18 protein-coding genes and 1 tRNA gene are annotated in these 13,985 nt (G+C 39.8%); 1 reads left to right on the forward strand and 18 read right to left on the reverse strand.

Features of this window, described 5'->3' with window-relative positions; all coding sequences use genetic code 11:
• Window positions 1-20: 20 nt before the first annotated feature.
• From ND812_RS12270 to ND812_RS12280, 3 genes are all read right to left on the reverse strand, one after another.
• Window positions 21-93 (reverse strand) — tRNA-Lys (locus ND812_RS12270).
• 78 nt (window positions 94-171) lie between these two features.
• Window positions 172-1,446 (reverse strand): adenylosuccinate synthase, encoded by a 1,275-nt coding sequence (locus ND812_RS12275; protein ID WP_265375685.1) that lies wholly within the window; start codon window positions 1,444-1,446, stop codon window positions 172-174.
• A 7-nt stretch (window positions 1,447-1,453) separates the two neighbouring features.
• Window positions 1,454-2,479: an ATP phosphoribosyltransferase regulatory subunit gene (locus ND812_RS12280; RefSeq protein ID WP_265375686.1), complete on the reverse strand. Its 1,026-nt coding sequence runs from the start codon at window positions 2,477-2,479 to the stop codon at window positions 1,454-1,456.
• A gap of 122 nt (window positions 2,480-2,601) precedes the next feature.
• Between ND812_RS12280 and ND812_RS12285 the strand changes: the two genes are divergently transcribed.
• Complete coding sequence (locus tag ND812_RS12285) at window positions 2,602-4,620, forward strand: 1-acyl-sn-glycerol-3-phosphate acyltransferase (RefSeq protein WP_265375687.1); 2,019 nt, start codon at window positions 2,602-2,604, stop codon at window positions 4,618-4,620.
• Here the strand turns inward: ND812_RS12285 and ND812_RS12290 are convergent.
• The 15 genes from ND812_RS12290 to rplF all read right to left on the reverse strand — a co-directional run bounded on the left by ND812_RS12290 (window position 4,610) and on the right by rplF (window position 13,977).
• A complete protein-coding gene (locus tag ND812_RS12290) occupies window positions 4,610-6,430 on the reverse strand; it encodes a PAS domain-containing sensor histidine kinase (protein ID WP_265375688.1) in 1,821 nt (606 codons plus the stop codon). The genes ND812_RS12285 and ND812_RS12290 overlap by 11 nt on opposite strands.
• Before the next feature lie 114 nt (window positions 6,431-6,544).
• A complete protein-coding gene (gene rplQ / locus ND812_RS12295; RefSeq protein WP_100727885.1) occupies window positions 6,545-7,063 on the reverse strand; it encodes a 50S ribosomal protein L17 in 519 nt (172 codons plus the stop codon).
• A gap of 1 nt (window position 7,064) precedes the next feature.
• Complete coding sequence (locus ND812_RS12300; RefSeq protein ID WP_002974165.1) at window positions 7,065-8,042, reverse strand: DNA-directed RNA polymerase subunit alpha; 978 nt, start codon at window positions 8,040-8,042, stop codon at window positions 7,065-7,067.
• Window positions 8,043-8,067: 25 nt separating this feature from the next.
• The gene (rpsD, locus tag ND812_RS12305; protein ID WP_100727886.1) at window positions 8,068-8,700 is read right to left on the reverse strand and encodes a 30S ribosomal protein S4; all 633 of its coding nucleotides are present in this window, start codon (window positions 8,698-8,700) and stop codon (window positions 8,068-8,070) included.
• Between the two features lie 9 nt (window positions 8,701-8,709).
• Window positions 8,710-9,123 carry a 30S ribosomal protein S11 gene (gene rpsK, locus ND812_RS12310; RefSeq protein WP_004783964.1) on the reverse strand — a complete coding sequence of 138 codons (414 nt, stop codon included), beginning with the start codon at window positions 9,121-9,123 and terminating at the stop codon, window positions 8,710-8,712.
• A gap of 11 nt (window positions 9,124-9,134) precedes the next feature.
• The gene (rpsM, locus tag ND812_RS12315) at window positions 9,135-9,512 is read right to left on the reverse strand and encodes a 30S ribosomal protein S13 (protein ID WP_035983662.1); all 378 of its coding nucleotides are present in this window, start codon (window positions 9,510-9,512) and stop codon (window positions 9,135-9,137) included.
• Between the two features lie 6 nt (window positions 9,513-9,518).
• Window positions 9,519-9,632 carry a 50S ribosomal protein L36 gene (gene rpmJ, locus ND812_RS12320; protein WP_002974084.1) on the reverse strand — a complete coding sequence of 38 codons (114 nt, stop codon included), beginning with the start codon at window positions 9,630-9,632 and terminating at the stop codon, window positions 9,519-9,521.
• A 9-nt stretch (window positions 9,633-9,641) separates the two neighbouring features.
• Entirely contained in the window at window positions 9,642-9,860 is a 219-nt protein-coding gene (gene infA, locus ND812_RS12325; protein WP_012476295.1) for a translation initiation factor IF-1, read from the reverse strand.
• A gap of 10 nt (window positions 9,861-9,870) precedes the next feature.
• Window positions 9,871-10,434, reverse strand: coding sequence for an adenylate kinase (locus ND812_RS12330; protein ID WP_135742205.1), 564 nt, complete (start codon window positions 10,432-10,434; stop codon window positions 9,871-9,873).
• Window positions 10,435-10,437: 3 nt separating this feature from the next.
• Window positions 10,438-11,817 (reverse strand): preprotein translocase subunit SecY, encoded by a 1,380-nt coding sequence (gene secY, locus ND812_RS12335; RefSeq protein ID WP_015678147.1) that lies wholly within the window; start codon window positions 11,815-11,817, stop codon window positions 10,438-10,440.
• A 3-nt stretch (window positions 11,818-11,820) separates the two neighbouring features.
• Window positions 11,821-12,357, reverse strand: a complete 537-nt coding sequence (rplO, locus tag ND812_RS12340; RefSeq protein WP_265375689.1) for a 50S ribosomal protein L15 — start codon at window positions 12,355-12,357, stop codon at window positions 11,821-11,823.
• Between the two features lie 4 nt (window positions 12,358-12,361).
• Window positions 12,362-12,541 carry a 50S ribosomal protein L30 gene (rpmD, locus tag ND812_RS12345; protein WP_002974048.1) on the reverse strand — a complete coding sequence of 60 codons (180 nt, stop codon included), beginning with the start codon at window positions 12,539-12,541 and terminating at the stop codon, window positions 12,362-12,364.
• Window positions 12,542-12,555: 14 nt separating this feature from the next.
• Window positions 12,556-13,059, reverse strand: a complete 504-nt coding sequence (gene rpsE, locus ND812_RS12350; RefSeq protein WP_002973816.1) for a 30S ribosomal protein S5 — start codon at window positions 13,057-13,059, stop codon at window positions 12,556-12,558.
• Between the two features lie 3 nt (window positions 13,060-13,062).
• Window positions 13,063-13,431 carry a 50S ribosomal protein L18 gene (gene rplR, locus ND812_RS12355; protein ID WP_265357714.1) on the reverse strand — a complete coding sequence of 123 codons (369 nt, stop codon included), beginning with the start codon at window positions 13,429-13,431 and terminating at the stop codon, window positions 13,063-13,065.
• Window positions 13,432-13,437: 6 nt separating this feature from the next.
• The gene (rplF, locus tag ND812_RS12360) at window positions 13,438-13,977 is read right to left on the reverse strand and encodes a 50S ribosomal protein L6 (RefSeq protein ID WP_100721709.1); all 540 of its coding nucleotides are present in this window, start codon (window positions 13,975-13,977) and stop codon (window positions 13,438-13,440) included.
• Between the last annotated feature and the right edge of the window lie 8 nt (window positions 13,978-13,985).

Raw genomic sequence — 13,985 nt, forward strand, 5'->3', positions numbered from 1 at the left:
GAGTTTTAAACTCTTGTCTTTGAGTCGTCGGGGATTCGAACCCCGGACCCATTCCTTAAAAGGGAATTGCTCTACCAGCTGAGCTAACGACTCGTTCTGTAGCCAAGAATATCGAACCACCTTTCTCGGTCAACAACTACTTAAAAAAAAGATACAGAACTATCTGTTTTTTTAATCCATAATGATCGTGTGATCACGATCAGGTCCAGTCGATACAATCCCAATTTTTGTATTCACTAAGTCTTGTAACGATTTAATATAAGACTGGCATAAAGGTGGTAATTTCGAAAACGAATTGATACCGGAGATATCATCTTTCCAACCCTTAAACTCAGCAAACAACGGTTTTACGCTCTCAAGTCCTTGTGATGGGAAAAAATCTAATTTTTTTCCTTTGTATTCATATCCTACTACTACAGGTATTGAATCATAATGGCTAAGAACATCAATTTTAGTTAGAACAAGTGAGTTAATCCCATTCACTGTGACTGCATGTTTGATCATCTGTACATCAAACCATCCACAACGTCTTGGTCTGCCTGTAGTGGATCCGTATTCTCCACCTAACTTACGAAGTACGTCTCCAGCTTCACCTAAAATTTCGGATGGAAAAGGTCCCTCACCAACTCTAGTTGCATAAGCTTTTGTGATCCCAATCACATCCTTTAAATAACGGAAACTTACACCAGAACCAGCAAGGGCTCCACCAGTCGTTGGATTGGAACTTGTAACGTAAGGATAGGTTCCAAAATCGATATCAAGTCCTGTCCCTTGTGCACCTTCCAGAAGAACACGTTTGCCTTTTTCCAATTCGCTATTGAGATAATACACTGTATTCACAATGTTTTTTCCCATTTTATCAGCAAAATCTAAAAGGAAATCATACATCTCTGTTGGATTCACTGGTTCTAAATCATAATATTTTACAAGTTCTTGGTTTTTTACTTCCAGAATATGATTGAGTTTTGATTTTAAAAGGTCTTTGTCGAGTAAGTCTCCTGCACGGACACCATTACGTAACATTTTGTCCGCATAACACATACCAATCCCTTTTTTTGTGGTTCCGATTTTTCGTTCTGGGGAAGAACCAGCTTCTCTTGCCTCATCAATCAAACGATGATACGGTAGGAGGATATGACAAGAATCACTGATAAGGACTTTATCTTTGACGCGAAATCCATGTGCTTCTAAATCAGCACATTCTTTTAGAAAGTATTCAGGATCAAGAACTACCCCATTGCCAATCACACACGTAGTATTGTCATAAATAATCCCTGAAGGTACTAAATGGAAAATATATTTTTTACCACCAACAACGACAGTATGGCCCGCATTCGCGCCACCTTGGTAACGTACGATGATATCTGTATCTTTTGAAAGGTAATCAATAACTTTTGCTTTTCCTTCATCACCCCATTGGGCTCCAACGACTAAATTTGCAGGCATAAATCCCTCATTTTTCCTTATTTATCAAAACTTCAATTGAATCCAAATGCAGTGCAAAGCCACATGCATCCTTTTGTATCCCTGTAAAACTTGCATATAAATCATTATACACACCACCAGCAAAAACTGGTTCAGGGTCATGTTCTACATATCCTTGGAACATAAAACCCGTGTAATACGATAAATCGCGAACAAGAGATGGATCCCAAATACAGGATACATTTTGCATTTGTTTGTTCCAAACTTCAAAAAAAGATGTGATCGAATCCAGATCATTTTTTACTCGATTTAATTCTTCTTTCGATAAATTCGATTCCAAATCTTTCTTAAAACCAGCCATTTCATTTGCAGGAATTGGTTTGAGCAATAGCTGAATGATTTTCATATGAGAATCACTCGTATTTGTCCTCGCAGCAAGAGCGACTAATTCTGGGATATTTTTCGTATATAAAAATTGTCGTAAAACCTTTGTTTCTTCCTCATTCCATCCAAGGATTTCTAACAAATTGCGAAAAAAAGAAGAATGACCAAACACAATCGTAAATGTTTTGTTAGGAATTGTATGATCCCATAGTTTATTCAAAATTTGGATTTGGGATATCAAATGGTTTGTATCACTTTTTCCTAAACTCTCGACACCGATCTGTAAGATCTCGCGCCTAGAAGCGTTTCGTTTTTTATGATCTCTAATCTTTTTGGCAAAATAATAGATGTTTTGATTTTCTTCCCAATGGGATCTCGCTGCCATCCCTTTCACTACCTGTAATGTTAGGTCCACACCAGGAGAGAGTTCGTTTCCGTCCCAATCTTTTGTGACGAGTAAACTCTCAACACCTTCATGTAATTGGGAACGAAAGGAATTTGAATAATCAAAACTGGGGAGAGTGATTTCAGAATACCCTTCTCTTTCGAAGAGCTCTGAAAACGATTGTAGTAAATTTCGCCGGTTTCTGCTTTCTTCCGGTCCTAAAAAATGAAATCCATCGGGTATCCATTTCTGTTCCGAGGAAATTGATTTGTTTTTTTGATTCATACCGGGATCTCGATCACCCAAGAAGTCAGGTTAGAGAAATCCTGGATTTACGCAATCAATTGTAAAAATCGAATAGACAAATCGAAACTTTTCAGTACGCTGATGTCGGTTTAGAGGCATACATGACAGAAAAAGAAGCCACTTTGGGACGTTGGCACAAAGAATTTTTTGAGAACATTCACTTATTTGTAAAATCCGGTCTTTCGGAACAAGATGCAAAGTCCATTTTAGAAGAATTTTTAGTTTTATCACAAGCGACTCCTAAACCCAAGGTTATGGAAATTTTCCAAGAGCCAGAGCGATTAGAGGAGATAGGTGTCTACACAGACATCAAATCAGAACCTCGTGATTTTATGCTCAAATTTCTGGATCCCATCATGAAGAAGTTTAAGGTGGAAGGAATAGAAAATTTAAAACTCCTCGATGGCATTATTGGCAAATACCCAGTCACTCTTATCTCTAACCACTTAAGCCATTTAGATGCACCTGCCATTTTTACTCTACTTTACAATTCGGGACCAGAGGGTAGAAAGATTGCTGAGTCTCTTGTATTCATTGCGGGTAGACTTGCCTTTGAACCTGATTTTACTCGCCTAGGCCTTTATATGTTTGGAACTCTCCTTGTTTGTTCCAAAAAAGATATGGCTGATAACCCTTCTCTTTCTGATGTCATGACGAAAATCAATATGCGTGCTTTTCGTAATTCACAGAAATTACAATCTGACGGAAAGGTAATTTCCATTTTCCCTGAGGGAACTCGTTCTCGGGATGGAAGGCTCATGCCATTTGTGGACACTGTGTACCATTATGTTGCAAACAAAGTCATTTTGCCTATCTCACTTGAAGGAACGGAAAAAATTCTACCGATCGAAGGTTTACTTTTCAACCAAGCCGTAGGAAAACTTGTGATCGGTAAACCTGTACTTGTTGGAGAACTGACTAAACGGGAAATGGAAACCTTTCCATCACATATCGAACAAATCTCTTTTCCAGGAACTGGTGACAAAAAACAATTCATCATTGATAACCTTGCTCTTCTTGTGGGAAGTAATCTCAACAAACACAAACATGGCACATATCGAAACCTCTACCGAGGTGATGTAAGGGAAACAAACCAACTCATTTCGCTTCCAAAAAAACCAGAAGAACACATAGTGATCATTGGTTCGTCCAATATGTCAGTCGCGTTTGCCTGTATTCTTGCAAATAAAAATGTCAAAGTGACGATTTACCATCCCGATTCAGAAATGGTGGCTAGAAGTAATGAAGAAAAACGTGACATTATCCATTACCCAATTTACAAACTACCACCAAACATTGATTTTTCGGATAAACCAGAAGTTTTAGAATCAGCTACTTTATTTGTCCAAGGAACAAATCCTTGGGAATTTGATGCTGTTTACTCCAAAATCAGAACCTATTTACAAAAGAATAAATCACCGATGGTGAATGTAATCAAAGGTTTTACTGGATCCAAAAAAGGGCTCATTCTAGAAGACTTACATGAACTCCTTCTCATTGAAAGGGATCGATTAGCTGTTGTATCGGGTGCTTGTTACCCTGATCAAATCATGGAACGAAAAATTTCTGGTTTTGAAATCTCTGCATTTGAAGATTCTCTGATTCCAAAACTCAAAGAACTTCTCACCAATAATTACGTATTCACAAGAACAGCAATCAATTCCCGAGATACAAAAGGGGTTCAACTTGGTGGTGCACTAAAAACAATTTATGCACTTGCTATGGGACTAGTAGAAGGATACTTTAAACGCGAATTAGGTGGAAATGTCGACAATACTCTATTCCATTTGAGCAACCGATTTTTTAATGAGATGGTTTCTATCGGAGTTTTACTCGGAGGAGATCCAACTACGTTTAATGGTTTATCTGGTATGACTGATTTTATGTTGGCTTGTTTTGGTTCTGATACCAGAGATCGTAAATATGGGTATGATCTAGCTAACGGAACAAGACCAGAAAAAATCACCAACGGATTTTATGGTCTAAAAGTTTTACCAAACCTCATCCAACTGGATGAAAAAAGGCATCCGATTGTTGCCTACGCATATAAAACCGTGATCCAAAATGAAGATTTTGATATTGTTGCGGAAGAATTGCAAAAGCAATTAGCTAGATTTTAGGGATTGAAACGATAAAAACCGTTTGGCCTGGTTCGGAAAACAACCGGATCTGGCCATTGTGCCTTTCTTCTACGGATTGTTTGACGATGCCAAGACCAAGCCCAGTTCCCTCTCCTTTTTCCTTTGTCGTATAAAAAGGTTCAAAAATTCGTTTTTGCATATTCTGTGGGATTCCTGGGCCATTGTCTTTGATCGACACTTCCACATCGGTATTTGTTTCTTCCACTTGCACCGTCAACTTCCCTTTGAAGTGCATTGCCTGTAAGGAATTATAAATCAAATTGGTCCATATTTGGATGAGTTCGTCTGGGTATCCCATGATCACAGGATTTGCGTTGTACAATCGAATGCATTCAATTCCTGATTTCATTTTGTTTTGATACAATGTTAAGACCGTTTCAATTGTATCGATGATATTGGTTTGGATTTTAGCAGAACCTCTGTCCATCCTTCCATAATTTTTTAAACTATAAACGATTTTCGATGTGCGTTCCACTGCTAAACGAATCGATTCAATACTACGTAAGGCATTTAATTCATTTAAGATGATACTAAGTATGGGAGTGTTTTTCAGTTTTTCGACAAAACCTGTATTTTCTAAGATATAATCAGATACACCCAAATCTACGATGCGATCTGCTAAATCATAAGGTGATTCTATACTGGCGGAAACAAAAAGTGATTCTAAATTCTTTTTAATTTTCCTTGTCTCAGAAAAACTATAAGTTTTCGGTTTTACTTGGAATAGTTCCGTGATCCAAAGGATGATTTCCAGAGCATCTTTATCTGAATATTTACCCATACAATTTCGAATCTCAAGTATCCTAGATCCAAAATCACCCAAGCGGTTTTGTAACTGCTCACTGAAAGCGGAAATAGCCGCCAAAGGGTTGTTAATTTCATGTGCCACACTTGCTACAAGTTGGCCAAGAGTGGCCATTTTTTCGGATAAAATCAATTGGTCTTGGGTTTTCTGCAAATCTTCTAAGATACGATTGAGTTCTTTTGTCCTTTCTTTGACAGCAAATTCAAGAGCTTCTTTGTTTTGTTTGGATTCAGTGATATCAATGAGTATCGCAAGTAAAGTGGAACGACCATCATGATTGAGAATTGTATTACCCGAAACTACGTGTCGAATTTCACCAGATTTGGTTCGTACACTTGCTTCCATACCAGTGCTCCAACCTTTTTTTTGGACCTCTGCGATTAACCGTGCTCGGTCTACCTTTGTAATCCAAATATTTAAATCATGTGATGTCTTACCGATGATTTCATCTCGATCAAAGCCAATGAGTCGACAATATGCCTCATTCACATCGTCATATCGACCGGTATCTGCATTTGATAAACTAACAGCCGCAGGATTTAATCTAAAAACACTTTCAAATAATTCCTTACTTAATTTTAATTCCTTTTGAAGTGCGTTTGCGAGTTTCTCTTTTTCTTTTAAGGCTGTAATATTTTGACCTGCACTGAGTAAGTACCGACCGTTCTCTACAATTTTCCCACTAAAAAGAATGGTTACTGTATCACCTGTTTTGGTCAAAAGCGGAACTTCAAAGTTAATTACATACCCATCTGTCTTTAATTTGGATAATATGAGTTCACGGTCCGTTAAATTCGTATAAATTCCTAGATCAATTGTGGTTTTCCCTACCACTTCCTCTCTCTTACGACCAAGCCAATTGCAATACACTTCATTTGCTTCCACATACAGACCTGTTTGTAAATCTGTAATTGCCATACCAATGGGGCTTTCGGCAAAACTTGTGTGCCAAATTCGATCAGTGATGGGTAAAGATGAGTCCATTGTTTTCGGAGGTTAAAGGTTATCGGAATCTACGAGTCTGGCAATAAAAAAACCTACTTAAGAATGAACTCAAGTAGGTTTTTCACCAAGGAATCCGTGTTAGCGGATAAGAAGTTACTTAGAAGCGGCTACTTTTTCTTTCTTTGCCTTTTTTGGTTTTTCTTCTTTTTTGGCAGGTTTTTTCTCTTCGCGTTTTGCTTTCGCTTCTGCTTTGAGTTCGTCTTGTGTTTTTCTATCAACAAGCTCTAAAATTCCCATCGCAGTGTTGTCAGAAGGACGGTTTACCAATCGAATGATTCTAGTATACCCACCTACTCTTTCAGCATAACGATTTGCTAAATCTTTTAAAAGTTTGTTTACGATTTCTTGGTCACCAAGGTGGCTATAAAGATACCTTGTATTGTGCAAAATCGCAGCATTTTTCTTTTGTTCGTCTAGGTTTGCCAAATTTGCATCTAGATTTTTTTTCGCTCTAGTGATGATTCGTTCTGCGTAAGAACGAGCCACCTTTAACTTCGCTACTGAAGATTCAATTCTTTCGTGGCGAAGAAGAGAGATTACCATGTTTTGGATCATAGCTTTTCTATGATCAGCTGATCTATTGAGTTGTTTAACTTTATTACGTTTGTTCATCTTAAAAATCTCTCATACCGAAAGAAAGTCCCATAGAGGAAAGTTTTGCCTTCAACTCTTGTAAACTTTGTTCGCTGAAATGTTTTGATTTCGTCATTTCGTCTTCTGATCTCTTTACGAGTTCACCAATGAAGTCAATTTCCAAACTGCGAAGAACGTTAGTAGAACGAACAGAAAGTTCTAATTCTTCTACATGTTTCGATAAAGCTGCTTTGAGTTTTTCATCAGCTTCATCTAATTCTTCTTCTTCCTCTTCAATTTCTTCTTCAAAATTGATGAATACAGTGAGGTGGTCTTTTAGGATTTTTGCTGCTTGAGCCACTGCATCTTCTGGAGAAACAGAACCGTCAGTCCAAACTTCCATCGTTAGTTTTTCGTAATCAGATCTTTGTGCTACACGAGTTTCTGATACTTCAAACAAAACTTTTTGGATAGGTGAAAAGATGGAATCGATTGGGATCGTTCCCAAAACTTCAATGTCTTTCTTTTTGTCTTCTGCTGGAACGTAACCACGTCCTCTTTGGATTTCCAAATCCATAATCAAATTTGCATCCTCGTTGAGAGTAGCAATATGAAGGTCAGGATTCATGATTTCGATAGAAGAATCTACAGCTAGGTCAGCAGCTCTAAAATATCCCGCCCCTTTTAACTCAAGGTGGATCACTTTACTTGCTTCTTTGTCTTCTGGCTCGTATTTGATTCGAACTTGTTTTAAGTTAAGAATGATACGAGTGACGTCTTCTGCAACACCTTCGATGTAAGAAAATTCGTGAGAAACTCCCTCGATTCGAATCGCAGAAATTGCGGCTCCCTCGATCGAAGACATAAGTGTACGACGAAGGGAGTTTCCGATCGTTGTACCAATTCCTCTTTCGAAAGGTTCTGCAACAAACTTACCATAGTTTGGTGTATTCACATCGGTAGTGAATTCGATTTTTTTGGGTCTTTTAAAACCTTTTAATAAATTCTTTGGAGACAATGTCGTATCCTTCTTCTCTAAATTCTTACTTCGAGTACAACTCTACGATTACCTGTTCTTTCACAGGGATATCAATATGCTCTCTTGTTGGAAGTGAAGTCACTTCTCCTGAGAACTTGGCATAATCCACACTTACCCAAGAAGCAGTACGATTGATTGCTTGGGCTAGTTTGATATTTTCTTCGATAAACGCGGATTTTTGGAACTTCTCACGAATTTCGATTTTATCACCAACATTCACACGATAAGAACAAATATCAACTCGGTGGCCATTCACAAGTATGTGTCTGTGAGCCACAAAGTTACGAGCTTGTCTTCGAGTAACAGCAAAACCCATACGATAAAGAACGTTATCCAATCTCCTTTCAAGGAATTGGAGTAAGTTCTCACCAGGAATCCCTGGAGTGTGAGAAGCTTCTTCAAAGTATCTACGGAATTGTTTTTCTAACACACCATAAGCGCGTTTTACTTTTTGTTTTTCACGTAGCTGTGCACCGTATTCTGTTACCTTCCCTTTTTTCTTTGGAGGAAGACCTGGTGGGTACTTTCTCTTTTCAAGGGAAGATTTTTCTTTATGTAATGTATGACTATTTTTGAGAAAGAGGTTAAGTCCCTCTCTTCTCATCAATTTAACAACTGGACCTCGGTAACGTGCCATATCTAATTCCTACACCCTTCTTCTTTTTCGTGGTCGGCACCCATTGTGCGGGAGCGGAGTTACGTCTTTAATGAGTTTGATTGCAATCCCTTTTGTGGTCAAAGAACGAATGGCAGATTCACGTCCAATTCCAGGACCTGAAACCATTACATCCACTTCAGAAAGACCAGCAGCTTCAATTGCTTTCTCAGCAGCATTGGTAGCAGCTACTTGTGCTGCATAAGGAGTGGATTTTTTGGACCCACGAAATCCCATCATTCCGGAAGAAGACCAAGAAAGAACGTTTCCAGCCATATCGGTAATCGATACGATTGTATTGTTAAACGAAGCTTGGATATAAACCTTACCCCGTGGAACGTTTTTCTTTTCTTTTTTCTTAACCTTTTTGGTATCTTTTTTATTCTTTGCGTCTTTTTCAGCCATGGACCTGTCCTCTACTTAGTAGCCTTTTTCTTATTGGCTACTGTCTTCTTGACGCCCTTACGGGTTCTTGCGTTGGTTCTTGTTCTTTGTCCGTTGACTGGAAGTCCGCGTCTATGACGGAAACCTCTGTAACATCCCACATCCATCAATCGTTTGATGTTGAGGTTGACTTCGGAACGAAGATCCCCTTCTACCTGGTATGATTCTTCAATGACTCGTCGGATCGCGGCTTCTTGTTCGTCCGAGAGGTCCTTCACCCTGATAGATTCGTCAATTCCTGCTTTTTTCAGGATATTTTGAGAGGATGTCTTACCAATACCAAATACGTATGTAAGACCGATCACTATTCTTTTGTTTGATGGTAAATCAACACCCGCGATACGTGCCATATCTTCCTATCTTTGCCTTTGTTTGTGTTTTGGGTTCGTGCAAATCACTCGGATTACACCTTTTCTGCGAATGACTTTGCATTCTGGACAGATTTTTTTGACTGATGCTCTAACTTTCATTATAGTTTCCTATTTCTTTCTGTAAGTGATACGGCCCTTGGTTAAGTCATAAGGAGAAAGTTCCACAGTGACTTTATCTCCAGGTAGAATACGAATGTAGTGCATACGCATTTTTCCTGAAATGTGCGCTAAAACCTTGTGACCATTCTCTAGTTCCACACGGAACATTGCATTTGGTAACGGTTCTAAAACGGTTCCGTCAATGGTGATTGCTTCTTCCTTAGCCAGGGTCTATCTCCTACTGGATTGATTTTAAAATAGTGTTAGTGATTTCTTCCATACTTCCCAACCCATTGATTTGCCGAAGGATCCCTGTGCCTTTATAAAAGTCAATCAGGGGCAACGTCTTGGTGTTGTAAGTATGCAGACGGTTTTTGATGGTCTCTTCGTTGTCATCCGAGCGTCCTTCTTTGATCGCTCTACCTAGCAACCGTTTGACGAGTTCTTCGTCAGGAACGTCTAGGTTGACAACGGAGTCGAGCTCCATGCGGAGCTCTTTGAGGATTTCCGAGAGAGCCTTTGCTTGCTCCACCGTCCTTGGAAATCCATCCAAAATGAATCCATTTGCACAATCGGATTCGACCAAACGGTCGCGAATTATGCCTATAACGACAGCATCTGGAACAAGGTCTCCAGCGTCCATAAATTTTTTAGCTTCAATCCCCATAGCAGTGCCATTTTTTACTGCGGCACGGAGGATATCGCCTGTGGAAATCTGAGGGATCTTGTATTTCTCTTTGATGATGTCAGCTTGTGTTCCCTTACCAGCACCTGGAGGGCCCATAAATATGAGTCTCTTCATTCGTTACACTCTTCCCTTGATTTTAGTCTTTTTCATGAAACCTTCGTAATTTCTCATGAGGAGTTGGGCTTCGATTTGTTTTAAGGTTTCGAGTGCCACACCCACCATAATGAGAAGAGAAGTTCCCCCGAATGTATACACTAAAGTTCCTCCACCTGTATTGGATCCCAGGTTTAAGAATTTAATGATGAGATACGGAGCAAGAGCAAGACCAGCAAGGAAAAGAGCACCTGGTAAGGTGATTCGATTCAAAATTTTCTCGATCATTTCTTTTGTTTGGCTTCCTGGTCGAACACCTGGGATAAACCCACCGTATTTTTTTAGGTTATCAGCGAGTTCCTGCGGATTGAACTGAATTGCCGTGTAAAAATACGCAAAGAAAATGATGAGAGAAGTATAAATCACATAATAAAATAAAGCATGGTACCAGATTTGTGAGAATGGGTTAAAATAATCCATAATCACAGCCCAACCAGCCCACTGTCCCCCTTTCGAAGACAACCACTGAACAATTGTTTGCGGAAAAAGAATGAGGGAAGATGCAAAGATAATTGGCATTACGTTTGCACTATTCACTTTGAAAGGAATGGATTGGCTACGAGCCTGCACCATCTTTCTACCCACCATTTGTTTTCCATAGTTGAGTGGAACCCGGCGAACCCCTTGGGTTAAAATCACCGTAAGTGAAATGAGAACAATAAAAATGATAATTAAGATTAGGATACTGAGAGCATCCGAAGTATCAGAAGTAAACATTGCAATGAGTGCTTCTGGCATACGACCAATGATACCAGCAAAGATAATGAGAGAAATTCCGTTACCAATCCCACGTTCTGTGATTTGTTCCCCGAGCCAAATGAGAAGCACTGTTCCCGTAGTGATGGATAACATCGCAATCGGTAAAAAGTAACCTTCTACAGAAGGGTTAATCAAACCTGGGTATTTTGCTTGCGCCGTTCCCGATCCAGTAGACCAAGAATTAGCAAGTTGGATCACAGCAAGTGACTGGATCGCACAAAGGATGAGAGTTCCGTACTTAGTGTACTGTTGGATCTTTTTTCTGCCCTCTTCCCCTTCTTTTTGCATTTTTTGCAAACTTGGAATGAGAACCATCACAAGTTGCATAATGATCGAAGAAGAAATATAAGGCATAATCCCAAGTGCAAAAATAGAAAATTTGAGAAGAGCACCACCAGCAAACAAATCTACCATCCCAAGGAAACCTTCACTTGGATCGGCAGTAATGCCCGTCACAATCAAACTGTTGATACCAGGAATGGTCACGTGTGTTCCCATTCTAAAAAGTAACAACATACCGATCGTAAATAGGATTTTAGATCTTAACTCCGGGATTCGAAAGATGTTAGCGATGGTTTGAAACATGGGTTATTTTGTTTTTTTCTCTTCTTTTTTCTTTTCTCTGATGATGACTTTTCCACCTGCTTTTTCAATTTTCTCTTTTGCAGAGGCAGAAAAAGCATCAACCGTAATGGTGATGGCAACAGTCACTTCTCCAGTTCCGAGTAATTTAATCGGTCCAAGTTCGGATTTGATAAGTGCCTTTGCTTTGAGAATCGCAGGAGTCACTTCTCCCGAAAGACCAGCTTTCGAAAGAGAAATCAAATTCACCGGTTGGAATACTTCAGAGAAGATATTCGTAAAACCACGTTTTGGTAAACGTCTGTGCAGAGGGAGCTGACCACCCTCGAATCCACGTCTCATGGATGCTGCACGAGCTCTTTGTCCTTTGGAACCACGAGTGGAAGTTTTTCCCATCCCAGATCCTGGACCTTGGCCCACTCGTTTCGGAGAGGTTTTTGCGCCTTCTGGAACGGGAACCAAGTTTTTGTTTCCGAGAGAAGTGGATTTTTTAGCGCGTTTTGCACCAAACCCACGACCTTGTTCGATTCTTTCTTGTGCCATATAATTATACCTTTTCCACTTTCAACAAGTAACCTACTTGTCGTAACATCCCTTTCAATTGGGGAGTCATTTTGTGTTTTTTGGATTGACCTTTCTTTTTAAGGCCGAGAGCAATCAGAGTTTTTTTGTGCATCGGGATGATACCAATGGAACTTCTTTCTTGCGTTACGATCACTTCTTCCATAGTCAGATTCCTTCTTATAGATCTTGCCCAAACAAGTGTTTGAGGCTAACACCACGTCGTTTCACCGCCATAGACGGAGTTTCCAACTGTTGTAATGCATCCATAGTCGCCTTTACAATGTTCATCGGGTTTGAAGAACCCCAAGACTTTGTTAGTACATCTTGGATCCCTGCTCTTTCCAATACGGATCGAACGGAAGCTCCAGCGATGATCCCAGTTCCCGGTGAAGCTGGTTTCAAAATCACTCGTGCTGATTTGAATTGTCCAACCACATCGTGTGGAACGGTGTGACCAATGTAATGAATGGATTTTAAATTCTTTTTTGCCGATTCAATGGACTTTCGGATGGCATCTGGAACTTCATTTGCTTTTCCAAAACCAATGCCTACTTTTCCTTTGGAGTCACCTACAACGGAAAGAGCATTAAAAGAGAAACGACGTCCCCCTTTTACTACTTTGGCGACGCGGTCGATTTTAACGACTTTCTCAGTAAATTCTTTTGTTTCTTCTTCTAACATCATTTAGAACTCCAATCCACCTTCACGGGCAGAATCAGCAAACGCAGCGATTCTTCCATGGTAAACCATTCCAGAACGGTCGAGTACCACTTGGGAAACACCCGCTTTTTTCGCTTTATCAGCGACCACTTTACCGAGTTCGGTTGCAGCCGATTTACTCTTCTTAGAATTTTCATGTTTCGGAAAATCTTTCTCGAGAGTGGTTGCGTAAACAAGTGTTACACCTTTTGCATCATCAATGATTTGCGCAGTCAGGTAACGGTTTGTTTTGTTAAACACTAACCGAGGTCTATCCGATGTTTGGCGGAGTTTGTATCGAACTCTCTCCGCTCTTCTCAATCTTTTACTATTTTTAGCTGTCTTGTTGATCATGACGTTCTACTTCTTACCGGTTTTTCCGGCCTTTCTACGGATGTATTCGTTCTGATATTTGATCCCTTTGCCTTTATAAGGCTCTGGAGGTCTTTTGGAACGAATGTCAGCCGCAACTTGTCCAACCAGTTGTCGGTCAATGCCCGATACTTTGATTTTGAGCTGATCTGCGACTTCAATTTTGATGCCATTTGGCTCAGGGAAAACCACTTCGTGAGAATAACCAAGTGCCATCACAAGATCCTTACCACGTTTTTGCGCACGGTAACCGACCCCAGTGATTTCTAGATTTTTTTCCCAACCAGTTGTGACACCCTTTACACAGTTCATCGCAAGGGAACGCACCAGACCGTGGAGAGCCACTGTCTTTTGGTCTTCACTTTTTCTTGTGAACACCAATTCGCCGTTTTCAACGTTTGCTCCGACACCTTCGTAAAGTGGAGTTTTTAATTCCCCTAACGGCCCTTTGATTGTAAGGGCTTCTGCATCTGCTTTAACTTCTACCTTTGCAGGCAATTTGATGATACTTTTTCCAACTCGAGACATGGTGTTAT

This window comes from Leptospira limi (assembly GCF_026151395.1).
Taxonomy (GTDB): Bacteria; Spirochaetota; Leptospiria; order Leptospirales; family Leptospiraceae; genus Leptospira_A; species Leptospira_A limi.